Source organism: Synechocystis sp. IPPAS B-1465, from assembly GCF_003015225.1.
Lineage (GTDB): Bacteria > Cyanobacteriota > Cyanobacteriia > Cyanobacteriales > Microcystaceae > Synechocystis.
Map to the genome: position 1 here is coordinate 3400180 of NZ_CP028094.1, position 15447 is coordinate 3415626.

General features: G+C 44.3%; 12 protein-coding genes and 2 pseudogenes. 5 read left to right on the plus strand and 9 right to left on the minus strand.

Annotation, left to right across the window (positions count from 1 at the left end; genetic code table 11):
• Nucleotides 1–117: 117 nt before the first annotated feature.
• From C7I86_RS15870 to C7I86_RS15890, 5 genes are all read right to left on the minus strand, one after another.
• A complete protein-coding gene (locus tag C7I86_RS15870) occupies nucleotides 118–1011 on the minus strand; it encodes a sensor histidine kinase KdpD (RefSeq protein WP_010874212.1) in 894 nt (297 codons plus the stop codon).
• Between the two features lie 51 nt (nucleotides 1012–1062).
• Nucleotides 1063–2079, minus strand: coding sequence for an IS4-like element IS4Sa family transposase (locus C7I86_RS15875; RefSeq protein WP_010872287.1), 1017 nt, complete (start codon nucleotides 2077–2079; stop codon nucleotides 1063–1065).
• A gap of 37 nt (nucleotides 2080–2116) precedes the next feature.
• A complete protein-coding gene (locus C7I86_RS15880) occupies nucleotides 2117–3562 on the minus strand; it encodes a PAS domain S-box protein (protein WP_010874213.1) in 1446 nt (481 codons plus the stop codon).
• A gap of 27 nt (nucleotides 3563–3589) precedes the next feature.
• The gene (locus tag C7I86_RS15885) at nucleotides 3590–4033 is read right to left on the minus strand and encodes a hypothetical protein (RefSeq protein WP_010874214.1); all 444 of its coding nucleotides are present in this window, start codon (nucleotides 4031–4033) and stop codon (nucleotides 3590–3592) included.
• A 184-nt stretch (nucleotides 4034–4217) separates the two neighbouring features.
• Nucleotides 4218–4967, minus strand: a complete 750-nt coding sequence (locus tag C7I86_RS15890) for a phycobilisome rod-core linker polypeptide (RefSeq protein WP_010874215.1) — start codon at nucleotides 4965–4967, stop codon at nucleotides 4218–4220.
• 238 nt (nucleotides 4968–5205) lie between these two features.
• Between C7I86_RS15890 and C7I86_RS15895 the strand changes: the two genes are divergently transcribed.
• On the plus strand, nucleotides 5206–5910 hold the full coding sequence (locus C7I86_RS15895; protein WP_010874216.1) for a response regulator transcription factor: 705 nt from the start codon (nucleotides 5206–5208) through the stop codon (nucleotides 5908–5910).
• A gap of 81 nt (nucleotides 5911–5991) precedes the next feature.
• Here C7I86_RS15895 and C7I86_RS19260 read toward each other — a convergent pair.
• A pseudogene (locus tag C7I86_RS19260) lies at nucleotides 5992–6099 on the minus strand (IS5/IS1182 family transposase); the annotation flags it as partial.
• Between the two features lie 23 nt (nucleotides 6100–6122).
• Between C7I86_RS19260 and C7I86_RS15905 the strand changes: the two are divergent.
• Nucleotides 6123–6972 (plus strand): annotated as a pseudogene (locus tag C7I86_RS15905) (IS630 family transposase).
• Nucleotides 6973–7076: 104 nt separating this feature from the next.
• Here C7I86_RS15905 and leuC read toward each other — a convergent pair.
• Nucleotides 7077–8483 carry a 3-isopropylmalate dehydratase large subunit gene (gene leuC / locus C7I86_RS15910; RefSeq protein WP_010874219.1) on the minus strand — a complete coding sequence of 469 codons (1407 nt, stop codon included), beginning with the start codon at nucleotides 8481–8483 and terminating at the stop codon, nucleotides 7077–7079.
• A gap of 228 nt (nucleotides 8484–8711) precedes the next feature.
• Between leuC and C7I86_RS15915 the strand changes: the two genes are divergently transcribed.
• The 3 genes from C7I86_RS15915 to C7I86_RS15925 all read left to right on the plus strand — a co-directional run bounded on the left by C7I86_RS15915 (nucleotide 8712) and on the right by C7I86_RS15925 (nucleotide 12513).
• Nucleotides 8712–9977 carry an EAL domain-containing protein gene (locus C7I86_RS15915; protein ID WP_010874220.1) on the plus strand — a complete coding sequence of 422 codons (1266 nt, stop codon included), beginning with the start codon at nucleotides 8712–8714 and terminating at the stop codon, nucleotides 9975–9977.
• A gap of 38 nt (nucleotides 9978–10015) precedes the next feature.
• Nucleotides 10016–11284 (plus strand): glucosylglycerol 3-phosphatase, encoded by a 1269-nt coding sequence (gene stpA / locus C7I86_RS15920; RefSeq protein WP_010874221.1) that lies wholly within the window; start codon nucleotides 10016–10018, stop codon nucleotides 11282–11284.
• 137 nt (nucleotides 11285–11421) lie between these two features.
• Nucleotides 11422–12513 carry an ABC transporter ATP-binding protein gene (locus C7I86_RS15925; protein WP_010874222.1) on the plus strand — a complete coding sequence of 364 codons (1092 nt, stop codon included), beginning with the start codon at nucleotides 11422–11424 and terminating at the stop codon, nucleotides 12511–12513.
• Here the strand turns inward: C7I86_RS15925 and C7I86_RS15930 are convergent.
• Together C7I86_RS15930 and C7I86_RS15935 are read right to left on the minus strand one after the other, a co-directional pair.
• Nucleotides 12510–13736 carry a family 10 glycosylhydrolase gene (locus C7I86_RS15930; RefSeq protein WP_010874223.1) on the minus strand — a complete coding sequence of 409 codons (1227 nt, stop codon included), beginning with the start codon at nucleotides 13734–13736 and terminating at the stop codon, nucleotides 12510–12512. The two genes, C7I86_RS15925 and C7I86_RS15930, sit on opposite strands and share 4 nt — an antisense overlap.
• Nucleotides 13737–13738: 2 nt before the next feature.
• Complete coding sequence (locus C7I86_RS15935) at nucleotides 13739–15328, minus strand: glycoside hydrolase family 57 protein (RefSeq protein ID WP_010874224.1); 1590 nt, start codon at nucleotides 15326–15328, stop codon at nucleotides 13739–13741.
• Nucleotides 15329–15447 lie beyond the last annotated feature (119 nt).

Below are 15447 nucleotides of genomic sequence, written 5' to 3' on the forward strand. Positions count from 1 at the left end.
AATAGTTTGTTTTACCGTAAGGTGTTGACTCCCCTGCCGGTCAAAACTGTGGAAAGTAAAATACCCACGCCGAACCTAAAATTAGAGCTTGGGAATTGCCGTGACATGTTTCTACGCCTAAGCTCGAGGCAAATGGTTATAGCGTTTTAAACAGATAGTAACTGTTGTTCCCTGGTCAACTGCACTTTTTAGCAAGATACTGCCACTGTGTAAGTCAACACATTTCTTGGCAACCATTAAACCGAGTCCTGTTCCCGTAATATTTCTGACATTTTTGCCCCGATGAAAGGGTTCAAAAATTTGCTTTTGGTCCTCTGGCGAAATGCCAATGCCCTGGTCGGTGACTTCAAAAATAATCTGTTCCGAATCTAGGCTTAGGGCAATTTTAATCTGCCCTCCCCCGGGAGAGTATTTAATCGCATTAGATAACAGATTAGATAAAATAGACCGCACTAACCTTTCATCCACCAATGCCTTCGTATCTTGAGCGCTACAAATAAAGTCAAAATAATATTGGTCACTGACACTTAATTGAATTTCTTCGATAAATTGCTGGAACAATAATTTCAAATCTAACCAATTAGGATTAAATTCCAATTTGCCCGCTTCGGCACGGTTAATGATTAAAATATCATCCAGGAGCTGTACCATATTTTTCACGGAATTTTGAATACGGTGTAAGTTCCGGCTACGCTTATCGGGATCAAGCCAGGCCACTTCAGAATTTTCCAGTAATTGGGCAGCAGCTAAGGCCGTACTGAGGGGAGTACGAAATTCATGGGAAGCCATGGAGAAAAAACGAGTTTTTAGGCGGCTTAATTCTTTTTCCCGTTCTAAAGCTAGGCGGACTTCCTCCGTGCGTCGGCGCTCAGTGACATCCCTTTGCACAGCAATCCAATGGGTGTAAAAACCTGTTTTATTGGCAACGGGCACCAGACTAAATTCCACCCAAAACTCACTGCCATCCTTACGATAATTAATCACTTCAACGGCAGAATCGTTGAATCGCACTTATGTACGACCTAAAAATAGACAGAATAATCCTATAGCAAAGCAAATTCATCACCTTAGTGCTAACTCCCTTAGCCAGTGTACATAGCTTATTTTTTCACACATGAAAGCCTGTAAATAACGTAGTTTGTCTAACATTGTTGTACCTGCTTCTTTTGGGATTACCAGTAATTTTAGTATTAAATAAGCAATTATACAGGTATAGATTTGAATCCCAATTGCATTCTCATTTTTGGCAATCAGTCTATTCAGCTTTAAGTGCATTTTTAAGAATTTCCATAACAATTCTATTTGCCATCTTTTTTTATAAATTTCTGCTATTTTTTCATCACTAACTCCTTCTATTTCTTTACTTTCTATAGGTAAATTTGTAACCAATCTAAACTCTGAATTATCATGGGTGAATATTACCACTCTACTCTCTATTTTATTCTTTCCAGTTCCAACCATATAGTTATCATTGGCTAATTTTTCTAGCTTTATATTATTCTTTATTCTTAATACATGATATTTGTTATTCTCCTTTTGTAATCTCTTGATTCTCTGTAAGTCACAAAATCCTCTATCCATTACTGCTACTCCATTTTCTGGAGTCTCTTCTATTGTTTCATTCCCATATTTATTATCATGACCTTGTCCAAAGTGAATTACTATTCCCCCCGGAATCCCTGTTGATAAGTTAATCCCACTGAATACTTTTACCTGATGAAATCCAAGGTTCCACATCAACTTACTAGTTATGCTGACAATGGTTGAATCGAGAGGAAATATTTCTAATTCTCCCTGCTTAATTTCCTTCCTTTTCGACAATTCCTTTTTTAAGGAAAATATTATTTCTCTAAAAACTCCCACATCCCTTTTTTTGCTTGCCTTTGAGAATGTAGATATATCGACTGTCTCTCCTCGTAAGTTCAGTCTTTTAAACATACTCCTCATGCTTGTCTGGCTCTGGTCTAACACTAATCCTAACCAGATACTCACAAACTTAAATGTGTCTAATACTGGGTAGTCATCTTTAGGAAAATTAGATAGATAAGTTTTGACAATATGTCCAAAATTTGATATCATCGCTTCAATTATTCTAATATTTCTGCCCTTTATTCTATCATTTTAAAGGGCTTTTTTTCTCTTTATAACTATCGTTCAACACTTCTGCTTCAACGGTAACTGATTGCCATTGACTAATGGCTTGCCGCACCCTATCTAATTCAGTGCGACTAGTTTTTGGTCCCTGTAAAACTCGGGGGGTTTTGCCTAGCATTTCTTCAGCAGTATAACCGGTGATTTTAGTAAATGCTTCATTGACATAGAGAATTCTCGGCCCGGGATCATCAATGGGCTCCGCTTCCGTAATCACCACCGCATCATTAGTATTAACCACAACGGATTGTAGCAAACGAATTTGTTCTGCCTGCCGCTTTTGCTCGGTAATATCGGCGACAACCGCCACCAATCCGGCAATATTTTCTTCACTATCCAATAGGGGAGCAGCGGAAAGGACAATTTCAATCCAACTACCATCTTTTTTTTGACATTTTAATTCTAGGCTAGGGGAAACCATGCCTGATAAAACTTTCTGTTTAAATTGCTGATAATCTTCCAGCAAAATGTTGGATGTTAATAATTCTGGATGGGCAATAATTTCTGTTTCTGTCCAACCAAAAATACGTTCTGCTGTAGGATTCCAAATCTGAATTTGGTCTGCTAAATTAAGGGTAAAAATACCCCTGGGGGAGGCCGCAATCAGGGATTGCAGAGTATGGTTAGTGTGGCGGAGAGCGGCTTCCGTTTTTTGTCGCTCACTGATTTCCATTCTTAGGGATTGATTGGTGGCGGCAAGTTGCTGGGTGCGTTTTTCGACTCGGTTTTCCAAATCTTTATTGAGTTGCTGTAATTGCTCATATAATTCCGATTGTTGGATGGCGATCGCGACCTGATTGGCTAGCTGTTTCATTAACTCCACTTCCCACGGTTGCCATGGCCGGGTAAAAGCACATTGATGGGTAATTAACAGCCCCCAAAGATAGGGAAATTCTGATTCATTATCTAGGGAAGAAGCACGATTATGTTGAAGAATGGGCACTACTAATTTTGATTTCACGCCAAATTGTTTGACGAAATCAGCTAGGCAAATCTCTATGTCATCCTGGTCAATGTCATTAATGGCCCGTACTTTACCTTTGGTGTAGGCTTGATGGTATTCAACGGGAAAAACTTCATCGGAAAAGGTCCGCCCTAAAATACTAGGATAATTGGCATTCACCGATTCCGTAATGGCGCTGCCCGTGCCATCTTGCCAAATGCGATAAATTAGAACTCGATCAACTTGCAACAGGGTTTTAACTTCAGCGACGGTGGTATTTAAAACCGTTTCCAAGTTTAAAGATTGGCGGATATGTTGGGTAATTTGGTTAATAAATCGTTCCCGTTGGGTTTGTTGCTTGATGCTAATTTCAATCCTGCGGCGTTCTTGGTTTTGTCTGTGCCATAAATAACAGGTCATGGCGATCGCCAGAAAAACAAATTCGATTGGAATTAGAAATTTGCCCATATATTAGCGAATCCCAGTAGAAAAACCTTACTTAAAATATTTTTGTTTGGCAATAATTTTCATGACTTTTAACAATAAAGCTAAATCATGATCCTTGGCAAAAACGCCGTCAATTTGGGGCAGGTAACTGCGAGCTTGTACCGTGATCTGACTGTCGGCACAATCCGTAATTAGTAGTAGGGCCGGCGGCTTAGCAGACAATTTTTTAATAATGGTCACTAAATCTAAAGTAGCTGAAATATCAATTGATTCATATTTAATCCCGCAACCAACTAGGATCGAATGATATTCTCCAACGTCAACATTGTTAAACAAAATATCTTGGAAGTTGATAGCAGAAATTTCAAAACTTGGACATAAAAATCGCTTGACTGATTGATACCACTGCCGATCCATTTCTAGGATACCAATTTTTGCCTTCGTTTTCTTGCAGGTCAGGGCAGAGGCTTTTTTACCGGCTAGTTTCAACATTGGAGTCTGGCCTCAAATACAAAGTCTGCAAAGTCTCGAAATATTAAACCAGAGAATAAATAATTAAACGCCAAAATATTTCTAGCAAAAACCCCAGTTATTAAACCGCCTAAGTCCCCCAGGAAAGGGGGATATAACAGTATAGATTTTGTCAGCCTTCAGCTTGGCTTTACCGTCAAAAAAACTACAACCCAATAATGCCCCAAGCACTAAGGGCAACGGCAATTATCCCTAAACTGACTAACGCCCCTCCGACGTAAAGCACGACTTTCCCTGCTAGATAAACCCCGGCGGGATAGGGTTGCTTTTGCCATTCCCAACGGTAAGTTAACGGAGCTTGGTTGCGGAAGTAGCCGATCGCCTCTAATTTTTCCCGATGATCAGCACCGTAACGGGGCATCCGGGCAAAGGGTAACTCACCACTAATCCGTTGGGGCAGAATGCGCCGCCGTTGATAGGGCACAGTATCGTAGCCAAAGTTTTCTAAATATTCTTGACTATTGAGCAGTTCGTTGATGAAGCCAGGTAACCCTTTAGTGGCGATCACAATGGACCAAGCAATTTTTTCTTCTTCACTATAAACATCTCGACCCAGTAATCGTTGAATACACATTTGTACAAAACGATAATTATTATTTACTTCAAAATTGCGACGACGAAAGCTATCCGAAAGAGCTAGACCACGGATAAAATCCCGCACGGTAATTTGCTGATTTTTGAATTGGGATTCTAAGGCAATCTGCCGATTACTTTGAATCATTTGTTGCTCGTTGAACACCTGACGATAGGCTGCGGCGATCAGATTATCCATGGCAGAGGGAGAAAGGGTGCCCTCCGTGGTGAAAATACGAGCGTGTTCATCTCCAGAGACTTCGTAGTTGGTAACCCGTTGATTCTGACTAACGGGAGCATAAGCAATTAAAGGCAGTGTCATAGATAAAGTTAGTAATTAAACTTAAAAGTTGTTTAATGTCCAGCCAATAACTGGTATGTGTTGGCATTAAAAATGCGATCCTAACAAAGTAAAATTGAAGAAAAGGGGGAGAAAATCGTAAAGAAATCGGAAAGTTAGCTGATGCGACTAAAACTGTTACATTTCGCAACATGAATTAACCCAGACCTGTTCACCCCTTCAGGTAAGCTGAGGTTGATAGAGAAAAGCACAATGGGCTATGAGAATTCTTTTAGTGGAGGATGATTTGCCGCTGGCGGAAACCCTTGCTGAAGCATTGAGTGACCAGCTTTACACCGTTGATATTGCCACCGACGCTTCCCTCGCCTGGGACTATGCCTCCCGACTGGAATATGACCTCGTTATTTTGGATGTGATGCTGCCGGAGTTGGACGGGATTACCCTCTGTCAAAAATGGCGATCGCACAGTTATTTAATGCCAATTTTGATGATGACAGCCAGGGATACGATCAATGATAAAATCACGGGCTTGGATGCGGGGGCGGATGATTATGTGGTCAAGCCAGTGGATTTGGGGGAGTTATTTGCCAGGGTGCGAGCTTTGTTGCGTCGGGGTTGTGCAACGTGCCAACCAGTTTTAGAGTGGGGGCCAATCAGGTTGGATCCAAGCACCTATGAAGTTAGTTATGACAATGAGGTTTTGTCTTTGACCCGCAAGGAATACAGCATTCTGGAATTACTACTCCGCAATGGCCGTCGGGTGCTAAGTCGGAGCATGATTATCGATAGTATCTGGAAGTTGGAGAGTCCCCCAGAGGAAGATACGGTTAAGGTGCATGTGCGGAGTTTGCGACAAAAATTAAAAAGTGCCGGTTTATCAGCAGATGCCATTGAAACGGTCCATGGCATTGGGTATCGTCTGGCCAATTTAACGGAAAAATCTTTGTGCCAAGGGAAAAACTAGCCCTGAAAACCATGGTTACTCATGCAAGAATCCGTTCACTCGTTCACGCCCCTTTCTGAGAGCTAGTTTCTAAAGTAAAAATTAAGAGGTAATACGAGAAAGCATTATACGGATGAGGGCACCATAAATTATTGCTTCACTTATTTCGGTATAAAGTTCGTAATCCTTGCTTAATCGCCGATAGCGATTTAATCAGCCAAACGAAATCAGTCATGGCTTACGATCTTGATTTACGCATTAAGGTTATAGTTTTCATCGAGAGTGGTGGTGGAATCACAAAGGCTTCGAAAACATTTAGGGTGGGCAGAGCAACAGTTTATCGCTGGTTGGGCAGAGAAGAGCTTGCGGCAACGAAAGTGGAGAACCGTCAGCGTAAGATAAACAGAAAAGAATTAGAAGAGGATGTGAAAAATAATCCTGATATGCTTCTAAAAGAAAGAGCTAAAAAATTTGGTGTGACTTCTGCTTCACTCAGTTATCAATTCAAAAAAATGAAGATTACTAGAAAAAAAACAGTTACTTTATCAAGAGAGGGATGCCCAAAAGCGAGCAGAATATCAAAAAATCTTGAGGCAGTTAGTTTTAATATACGGTATTGAAAGTCTAGTATTCATAGACGAAGCTGGTTTTGAGAAATTTGCATCCTCACTTTATGGATGGTCTAAAAAGGGAGAAAGAGTATATGGAGAAAAGCAGGGGAAAAGAGGGAAAAAAGAAAATCTTGTAGCGAGAAAAAGAAAAATGCAAAAAGACTTGATAGCGCCGATGTTATTCACCGGAAGCTTAAATACAACAGGTTTTGAAGGATGGCTTAAATTCTTTTTAATACCAACATTAACAATGAAATCAATCTTGATTATGGATAACCCCCCCCCCATTCATCGAAAAAATAAGATTAGAGAAATAGTGGAGTCCGCAGGACACATTATGTTATTTTTGCCAACTTATTCTCCAGACTTGAATGATATAGAGCATGATTTTAGTGCATTAAATAGAGCGAGAATGCAGGCAACTCCTGATACTAGTATAGATAAATTTATTCAAGATCACTGCATAGTCTAATGTCTCATAGTTATGCTAATCAGCTATGCTAGCCTATGACAAAGCAGCCCCCCCTCGATGGTGATTGTTTGGTCGGATGAAGATGAATGTAATAAGCAATCAAATTAGCCTAGTACTTCCCGCACATCAGCTACTTGCCCCGTAATGGCCGCCGCCGCGACCATCGCTGGACTCATTAACAAAGTACGGCCAGAGGCAGAACCCTGACGACCCTTAAAGTTACGGTTGGAAGAGGAAGCACTCAGTTGATCACCCTGGAGTTTGTCGGGGTTCATGGCCAAACACATGGAACAGCCTGCTTCTCGCCATTCAAAACCCGCCGCTTGGAAAATTTGATCTAGCCCTGCTGCTTCGGCCTGTTGCTTGACTTGTTCGGAACCGGGCACCACAAAAGCTTTTACCCCGGCCGCTACCTGGTGACCCTTGGCTACCTTAGCGGCTTCCTCCAGGTCGCTCAAACGACCATTGGTGCAACTACCAATGAAACAAACATCGACCTTGGTGCCTTTCAGCGGTTGTCCCGGCTGGAATTGCATATATTTGTAGGCTTCGCTGGCGATCGCCTGATCATCGGGGTTGAGGCTGTCAAGGGTAGGAACCGGCTCACTGATGCCAATGCCTTGGCCGGGGGTAATGCCCCAGGTAACGGTGGGTTCAATGTCCTCTGCCCGGAAGGAAACCACATCGTCGTACACCGCATCGGGTTCACTGGCAATACTGCGCCACCATTGCACTGCCTTGTCCCAATCTTCCCCTTGGGGAGCAAACTCCCGCCCTTTGAGGTATGCAAAAGTTACTTCATCTGGGTTGATATAGCCGCAGCGAGCTCCCCCCTCAATGGACATATTACAAACGGTCATGCGTTCTTCCATATTCATGGCGACAAAGGTTGATCCGGCATACTCATAGGCATAGCCCACCCCGCCCTTAACGCCCAATTTGCGGATAATGTGGAGAATCACGTCCTTGGCGTAGACCCCAGGGGCTAAATCACCGTTAACCTCAATTTTTCTTACTTTTAACTTATTTAAGCTCAAACTCTGGGCTGCCAACACGTCCCGCACTTGGGAAGTGCCAATGCCAAAGGCGATCGCCCCGAAGGCCCCGTGGGTAGAAGTGTGAGAATCGCCACAGGCAATGGTCATACCTGGTTGGGTTAGGCCCTGTTCCGGGGCAATGACATGGACAATGCCTTGATTGCCGGAGCCAATGGGATGGAAGCGAATATTATGGGCTTTGGTATTAACCTCCAACGCTTGCATCATTTCTTCAGCTAAGGAATCCTGGAAAGGCCGTTGCTGATTTTCCGTCGGCACAATGTGGTCCACCGTAGCCACCGTTCTTTCTGGATACATAACCCGCAACCCCCGCTCTTTCAGCATGGCAAAGGCCTGGGGACTGGTGACTTCGTGGATCAGGTGCAACCCGATGAAGAGTTGGGTTTGACCCGATGGCAAAACACTGATGGTGTGGAGATCCCAAACTTTGTCAAATAAGGTTCTTGCGCTCATGGTGGAAGTCTAGACAGGGCGATCGCCGAGGGAAAATGAATGGAGAATGGGGTGGTGGTCGTAGCGACTATCACCATCTTAGCCTGACCTGACAACCTGAACCTAGGAACAATAATGGAGAAAAATCCAGTCAATTTGGTCTTAAAGTCTGGGAAATTAGGCTAGGATGTCACTCAGAGCTTGTCTGAAAACTCCCTCTGGCCCGCGACAAAGATTTGATTAATCCCTATGAGTACTATTTTAGTTGTCGAGGATGAAGCCATTATTCGGGAGTTAATTGGCGAAACCCTGAGTCTGGAAAATTATAAGATTCTAGAAGCAGAAAATGGGGCGGTGGCCCTGGGGCTGCTCAACTCCTTGGAGGTGATGCCCGACTTGATCATCTGTGATGTGATGATGCCGGAAATGGATGGCCATGGCTTGATTACAGCCCTGCAAAAGAACGCCAAAACCGCGGCTATTCCCTTCATTTTTCTGACAGCTCTGGGTACTATGCAGGATTTTCGTAAGGGCATGAATTCCGGCGCGGATGATTACTTAATTAAGCCTTTTAAACAAGAAGATTTACTGAATGCGGTTAATAGCCGTCTGCAAAAACAAGCCAAGTTGTCAGCCTTTTATCAGGGGAGTATATCTAGTTCCTTGACCGAGAGGCCACGCCGTTCTGGTACCATCGGTACACCGACCCTCACCCCGGATGAAGCGGAAATTTGGCGGGATTTAGAAGTGGGTTTAAACACTGGGCAAGTTTTTCTCTTCTACCAACCCAAAGTATCTATCCACAACCATTGTTTGGCCGGCTGTGAAGCCTTGATCCGTTGGCACCATCCCCGTAAAGGTTTTGTTTCGCCGGGACTTTTCATCCCGATCGCCGAAAAAACTGGCTTTATCAGCGTGGTGGGGGAATGGGTAATTGAAACAGTTTTACGTCAATGTCAGCAATGGCAGTACCAAGGGCTGGACCCGATACAAGTGGCAATCAACATTTCTGCCCGACAATTCCATGGAGAAGACCTAATTTGCATTTTGCGGCTCGGCACCCATAAGTATGATGTCAGTCCCCAACAATTGGAAGTGGAATTAACCGAAACTTTGTTGGTGAAAAATGTCCAGGATTCCATTAAGCAGTTGAATGAACTCCGGGCTGAGGGTTTCAGTGTGGCGATCGACGACTTTGGCACTGGTTACTCTTCCCTAAGTTATCTGCAGCAGTTCCCCTTTGATGTGCTGAAAATAGATCAAAGCTTTGTGCGTCACATTGACAAAAACGCCAAGAATAAAACTATCACCGCCTCAATTATCAACCTAGCCCACGAACTAGAGTTGCGAGTAACGGCTGAAGGGGTGGAAACCTGGGCAGAATACGATACCATTGCCCACATGGGGTGTGACGAGTTACAAGGCTATCTTTTTAGTCGTCCTCTGCCAGTGGCAGATTTCACCGAGTTGTTAAGCCGGGGCACGGATGTTCCTATTTTGCCCCTACGGCGCTGACAGTTCAGTCAAGATGCGAAAAATTAAGCAGATTAATAATGGTATTACACCAACAACGTTTCTCCCTCGACCATGGAGCTTTTTGTCAAACCTTAGCCCAAACTGAAAATTTACTCATTGTCCAAGACTTGGATGGGGTCTGCATGGAATTAGTGCAAGATCCCCTCAGTCGCCGCCTGGATGCCGATTATGTCCGGGCCACCACCCTGTTTGCTGAACATTTTTACGTGTTGACCAATGGGGAGCACGTGGGAAAAAGAGGAGTACAGGGCATTGTGGAACAATCCTTTGGGGATGCTTCCTTTGTGCAACAGGAAGGCCTATATTTGCCCGGTTTGGCGGCCGGGGGAGTGCAGTGGCAGGATCGCCATGGCAAAGTAAGTCATCCTGGAGTGGGGCAAACGGAGCTGGAGTTTTTAGCGGCGGTGCCCGAAAAAATCACTAATTGTTTAAAAACCTTTTTTGGCGATCGCCCCCATTCCCTATCCCCAGAGCAATTACAAACGGGCATTGAAGCTTCGGTTTTAGATAATGTGGCTTCCCCCACCGCCAATTTAAATACCTTGGCCAATCTGTTACAAGACTTTCCGCAAATTTACCGAGATTTGCAGGAAACCATGGCTCAATTATTGGATCAGTTGATGGCGGAAGCCGTTGCCCAGGGTTTGGGGAATAGTTTTTTTGTCCACTATGCTCCCAATTTAGGTAGGGATGAACGAGGTAAGGAAATTATTCGTTGGGCCAAAGCTGGGGATTCCGGCACCACCGATTTTCAATTTATGTTGCGGGGTGGGGTCAAAGAAGCCGGGGTTTTGGCTTTGCTAAATCGTTACTATCACAATCGGACAGGGCAATATCCTCTGGGAGAAAGTTTTAGTGCTCGCCAAGCGCCCCCATCCCACCAGGACTTGTTGCATTTGGTGAAAGCGCAATTTGATCCGGCCTTGATGCCGCTGATCATTGGAGTTGGGGATACGGTCACCAGTCAGGTGGATGAAGCTACCGGGGAAATTCGACGTGGCGGGAGCGATCGCCAATTTTTGCAATTAATCCAAGATTTGGGGGATTGGGGAAATCACGGTAACTTAGTGGTGTATGTGGACAGTTCCCAGGGGGAGGTGAAAAATCGCCAACCTCTACAACTAGAAACCGTGGCGGGGCAAACCCAAGTGGTGGCTGGCCCTGGGGATATGCGGGACAGGGAAGAGCCATTGAAGATCAATGTGGCTTTTCCTGGTGGCCATGACCAATATGTAGCGGCGTTTAAGCAGGCGGCCCAGCGCCGAAGAGTCCATTTTTCCCAGTAGTTATGGTGGTGAAGCCATTCTCCGTGGTCGAATTAAGTACCCATTAAGTACCTAATCTCCGGGTAGTATGAACGGGGTTACACCGGTTAGTTTTAACCGTTTGATTTTAATTTTTTGTTGTATCGTAATTTTTGCCTATGGCCAGTGTCAGTTTTGAACAGGTAACTAAACAGTTTGATGATTATGTTGCCGTTAATAACTTGAATTTGGAAATTGAGGACGGGGAGTTTTTAGTTTTTGTGGGGCCGTCTGGTTGCGGCAAAACTACCTCCCTACGACTTTTAGCCGGGCTGGAAACCGTTAGTCAAGGACAAATCTGCATTGGCGATCGCCGGGTGAATGAACTATCTCCCAAAGACCGGGACATTGCCATGGTATTCCAGTCCTATGCCCTCTATCCCCACATGAGTGTTTATGAAAATATGGCCTTTAGCCTCGACTTACAGGGCAAACCCAAAGAAGAAATTAGGCAAAGGGTCTGTAGCGCCGCTGAATTGTTGGGCATCGAAAAATTACTGCATCGTAAACCCAAGGAATTGTCGGGGGGACAGCGGCAACGGGTGGCAGTGGGGAGAGCCATTGTCCGTAAACCCTCTGTGTTTTTGATGGATGAACCCCTTTCTAATCTGGATGCCATGCTCCGGGTGCAAGCCCGCAAAGAAATCAGTAAACTCCATAGCGACCTGGCCACTACTTTCATTTACGTTACCCATGACCAGGTGGAAGCTATGACCATGGGCGATCGCATTGCTGTGATGAAGGATGGCATTTTGCAACAGGTGGACAGTCCAGCTAATTTGTACAATCAGCCCGCTAACCTATTTGTGGCTGGTTTCATTGGCAGTCCCGCCATGAACTTTTTTCAGGTGGAAAGATTAAGTCAGGAAGGAAAAGAAAAGCTGAGTTTGGACGGTGTTGTTTTACCAATGCCAGACAGTGTAGCCAAAAACGGCGATCGCCCCCTAACCCTCGGTATTCGCCCTGAAAATATTTACCATCCCCAATATTTGCCCTTGGAAATTGAACCCATGGAGTTGCCAGCCACAGTTAACCTAGTGGAAATGATGGGCAATGAATTAATTGTTTATGCCCAAACTCCTGCCGGTACAGAATTTGTGGCCCGCATTGACCCCAGGGTAAATATTAAGCAGAAAGACTCAGTTAAATTTGTGGTTGATACCCAACGTTTTTACTATTTTGACCGGGAAATGGAAACGGCGATCTTTTAAAATTTGTCGGCGTTAAGCTGTCGATATAATCTTTGCCACTGTTGCTTTAAACCGAAGGGATTGGGGCTAGTTTCTGCTTCCAAATTCCACAAACTTTCATAGAAAAAGAAGGCGGTGCCGGCAAAATTTTGATCGTCAACCCATTGAGCCTGTTGCTTAATTCTTGCTGAGGGAATAGAACGATTTTTTAGCCCGCTCAAAATGCCCACTACGACAGGAATTTCCTGCTTAGTTTGTTGCACTGAGGATTGTTGTAATTCCCCGGTAAAAGCGGCTTGTTTTTCCCGATAAACTTGTAGAACTAGCTCATTTATTACCTTTGCTTCATGCCAGGTTTGCCAATCTAGCAAAAAACAATTCTTGGAAAAAGTTTGGGGATTGGGGGAAATGGAAATGGTTAAATTTGGTTTTACCGCCTTTAAAATAGGCACTAAACTTTGCACATAACGACTAATTTTAGCCGATCGCCAATCGGTCCATTGTTGCCAAATAGGGTCGGAGCTAACGCAGTTTTGGTTGAGATCTAACTCAGGGACTGGGAGCGGTTCCTGTCCAGTTTCTTGGCGATAAAGTGCAACGGTAATGGGATCATAGCCAAAGCTGTAGGGATAGCCAAAATGATCATCTAATTGAATACCATCCACATCGTAGCGACGGACTAAATCCACTAAAAGAGCAGTAATTAATTGTTGCACTTCGGGATGGAGCGGATTTAACCAGACCCTCGGTATAGTGCCCCCTTCCAACCAAATAGTTTCTCCTTGGGAATTAGTAGTTAACCAATGGGGATGGGCTTTAACCCAATCACTCTCTGCCGGGGCCATAAAACCAAATTCAAACCAGGGGATAACCCGCAAAGATTTTTCTTTAGCTAAGTTAATTACCTCCCCTAACATATCCCGATCTCCTAATTTTTCATCTTGCTTTTTTCCTAACCATTGTTGGGCCACCGCACTGGGATAAAGGGTATGGCCATCATTCCACACCGTCGGATAAAGGGTATTGAAATTAGTACTCTTCAGATCGGCGATCGCCGTTTTTAATTGGACTGGATCATAAAGAACATTACTGTCCACATTGGTTAACCAAACTCCTCGAATTTTGTTAGGAGAAGCTGAGGAATTCTGCCCAAGGAAAACCGTTGTCAGAACAACCAATAGGGCAACCAATAAAACTAGTAACCGCCACAATTTCCCACCGAGATAATGCCAGGGAGTCCACATTTTTACAGAGGACGGTAAACTCGATAGTCAATCTTGGGGAAAATATTGTCCATAACTTCAACCTTTTCTAGCCAACCCGCATCCACTTTATTGGCTCGAATATCATCAAACAGTTTATCGAAGCGCAACAGATGGGAACGGGTACGACGCACCGCATAGGGCACCATAGTTCCTGTCCGCATAATAAATGCCCAGTCGGAGGATTGGGCCAACAGCAATTCCCGGGCGGCCTGGTTCAATGCTTTTTCTTCTAGTTCATCCACCGCTTCCCGATGGCTTAATTCAATCATGCGCTCAGCAGCTTTATGCAAATGGGGATAAATCCAAGCATTGGTATCGTTAAGCCAATATTCATGGAAACCTTTATAGCCCCAACTAGACTGGGAAGGACGACAAACCTGTTGGTGAGGATTTCCCCGCAGATAATCGGCCAGATGGGTCATCTCAAACGTGTCTTGATCAAACCAAGATTTACGGAATAAATAATCAATAAACCACGGGCCTTCGTACCACCAATGCCCAAATAATTCCGCATCGTAGGGGGACACTACTAACGGCGGCCGACCCATAATGCCCGATAGATGACCGACCTGTTGTTGACGGTTATACATGAAATTCGAGGCGTGTTCAGCAGCCTTTTCTTTAGCCCAGTAAGGATCGTACCAAGCCTTTTCCGATAACCCCCCATCTCGACTGGTGATTTTGTGATACTTGATGCCAATATTTTTCCGTTGCCCGTTGGGCATGATATAGGGCTTGATGTACTCATACTCCGCTTCCCAGCCCAAATCTTTATAAAACTCTCGATAAACCGGATCCCCCGGATAGCCTACCTGGGAAGACCATACCTGTTGGGAAGATTCGTGATCCCGGCCAAAGGCCGCTACTCCAGTTTCTGTAAAAATGGGAGCATAAGTGCCAAATTTTGGTCTCGGACGGGCGTATAAAATGCCATGGCCATCTACCAAGAAGTAGCGCAGACCCGCATCGGCCAGCATTCTTTCCACCCCTTCGTAATAAGCACACTCCGGTAACCAAATGCCCTTTGGCGATCGCCCGAAGTTTTCTTCGTAATGCTCACAAGCCACTTTAATTTGGGCCCACACCGCCTGAGGATACATTTTCATCAAAGGAAAATATCCGTGGGTGGCACCACAGGTAATAATTTCTAAATTATTACTATCTTGAAATTGTTTAAAAGCAGTTACTAAATCACCGTCGTAACGTTCCCAAGTTTCCCGAATGGCGGCAAATTCTTTGGCGTAAAAATCAGCTAAATATTGTAGATGGCCGTTATGTTCATTGCGAACAATTTCCTTTGCTAATAATTCCTGCAACAGAGATAAATGGGCTTCGTAACGTTGTTGCAATAGGGGATCCCGGAGCATGGAAACCAACGGCGGCGTCATGCTCATGGTAATTTTAAAATCTACTCCATCCCGCTTCAAACCTTCAAATACATGGATGAGGGGAATATAAGTTTCTGTGATGGCTTCGTATAACCATTCCTCCTCCAAAACGTAATCGCTTTCTGGGTGCCGAACGAAGGGAAGATGGGCGTGGAGGACAAGGGCAACATAGCCAAGAGCCATAGGAGTTACGCACCTGATGCGGGATAGTACAAAGTTAGCGGCTAACTTGTAGCCAATCTTATCAAAATATGGCCCGGGAAAACTTTGCCTCAGATGGCGGGGATCGAGGGGATCACTTA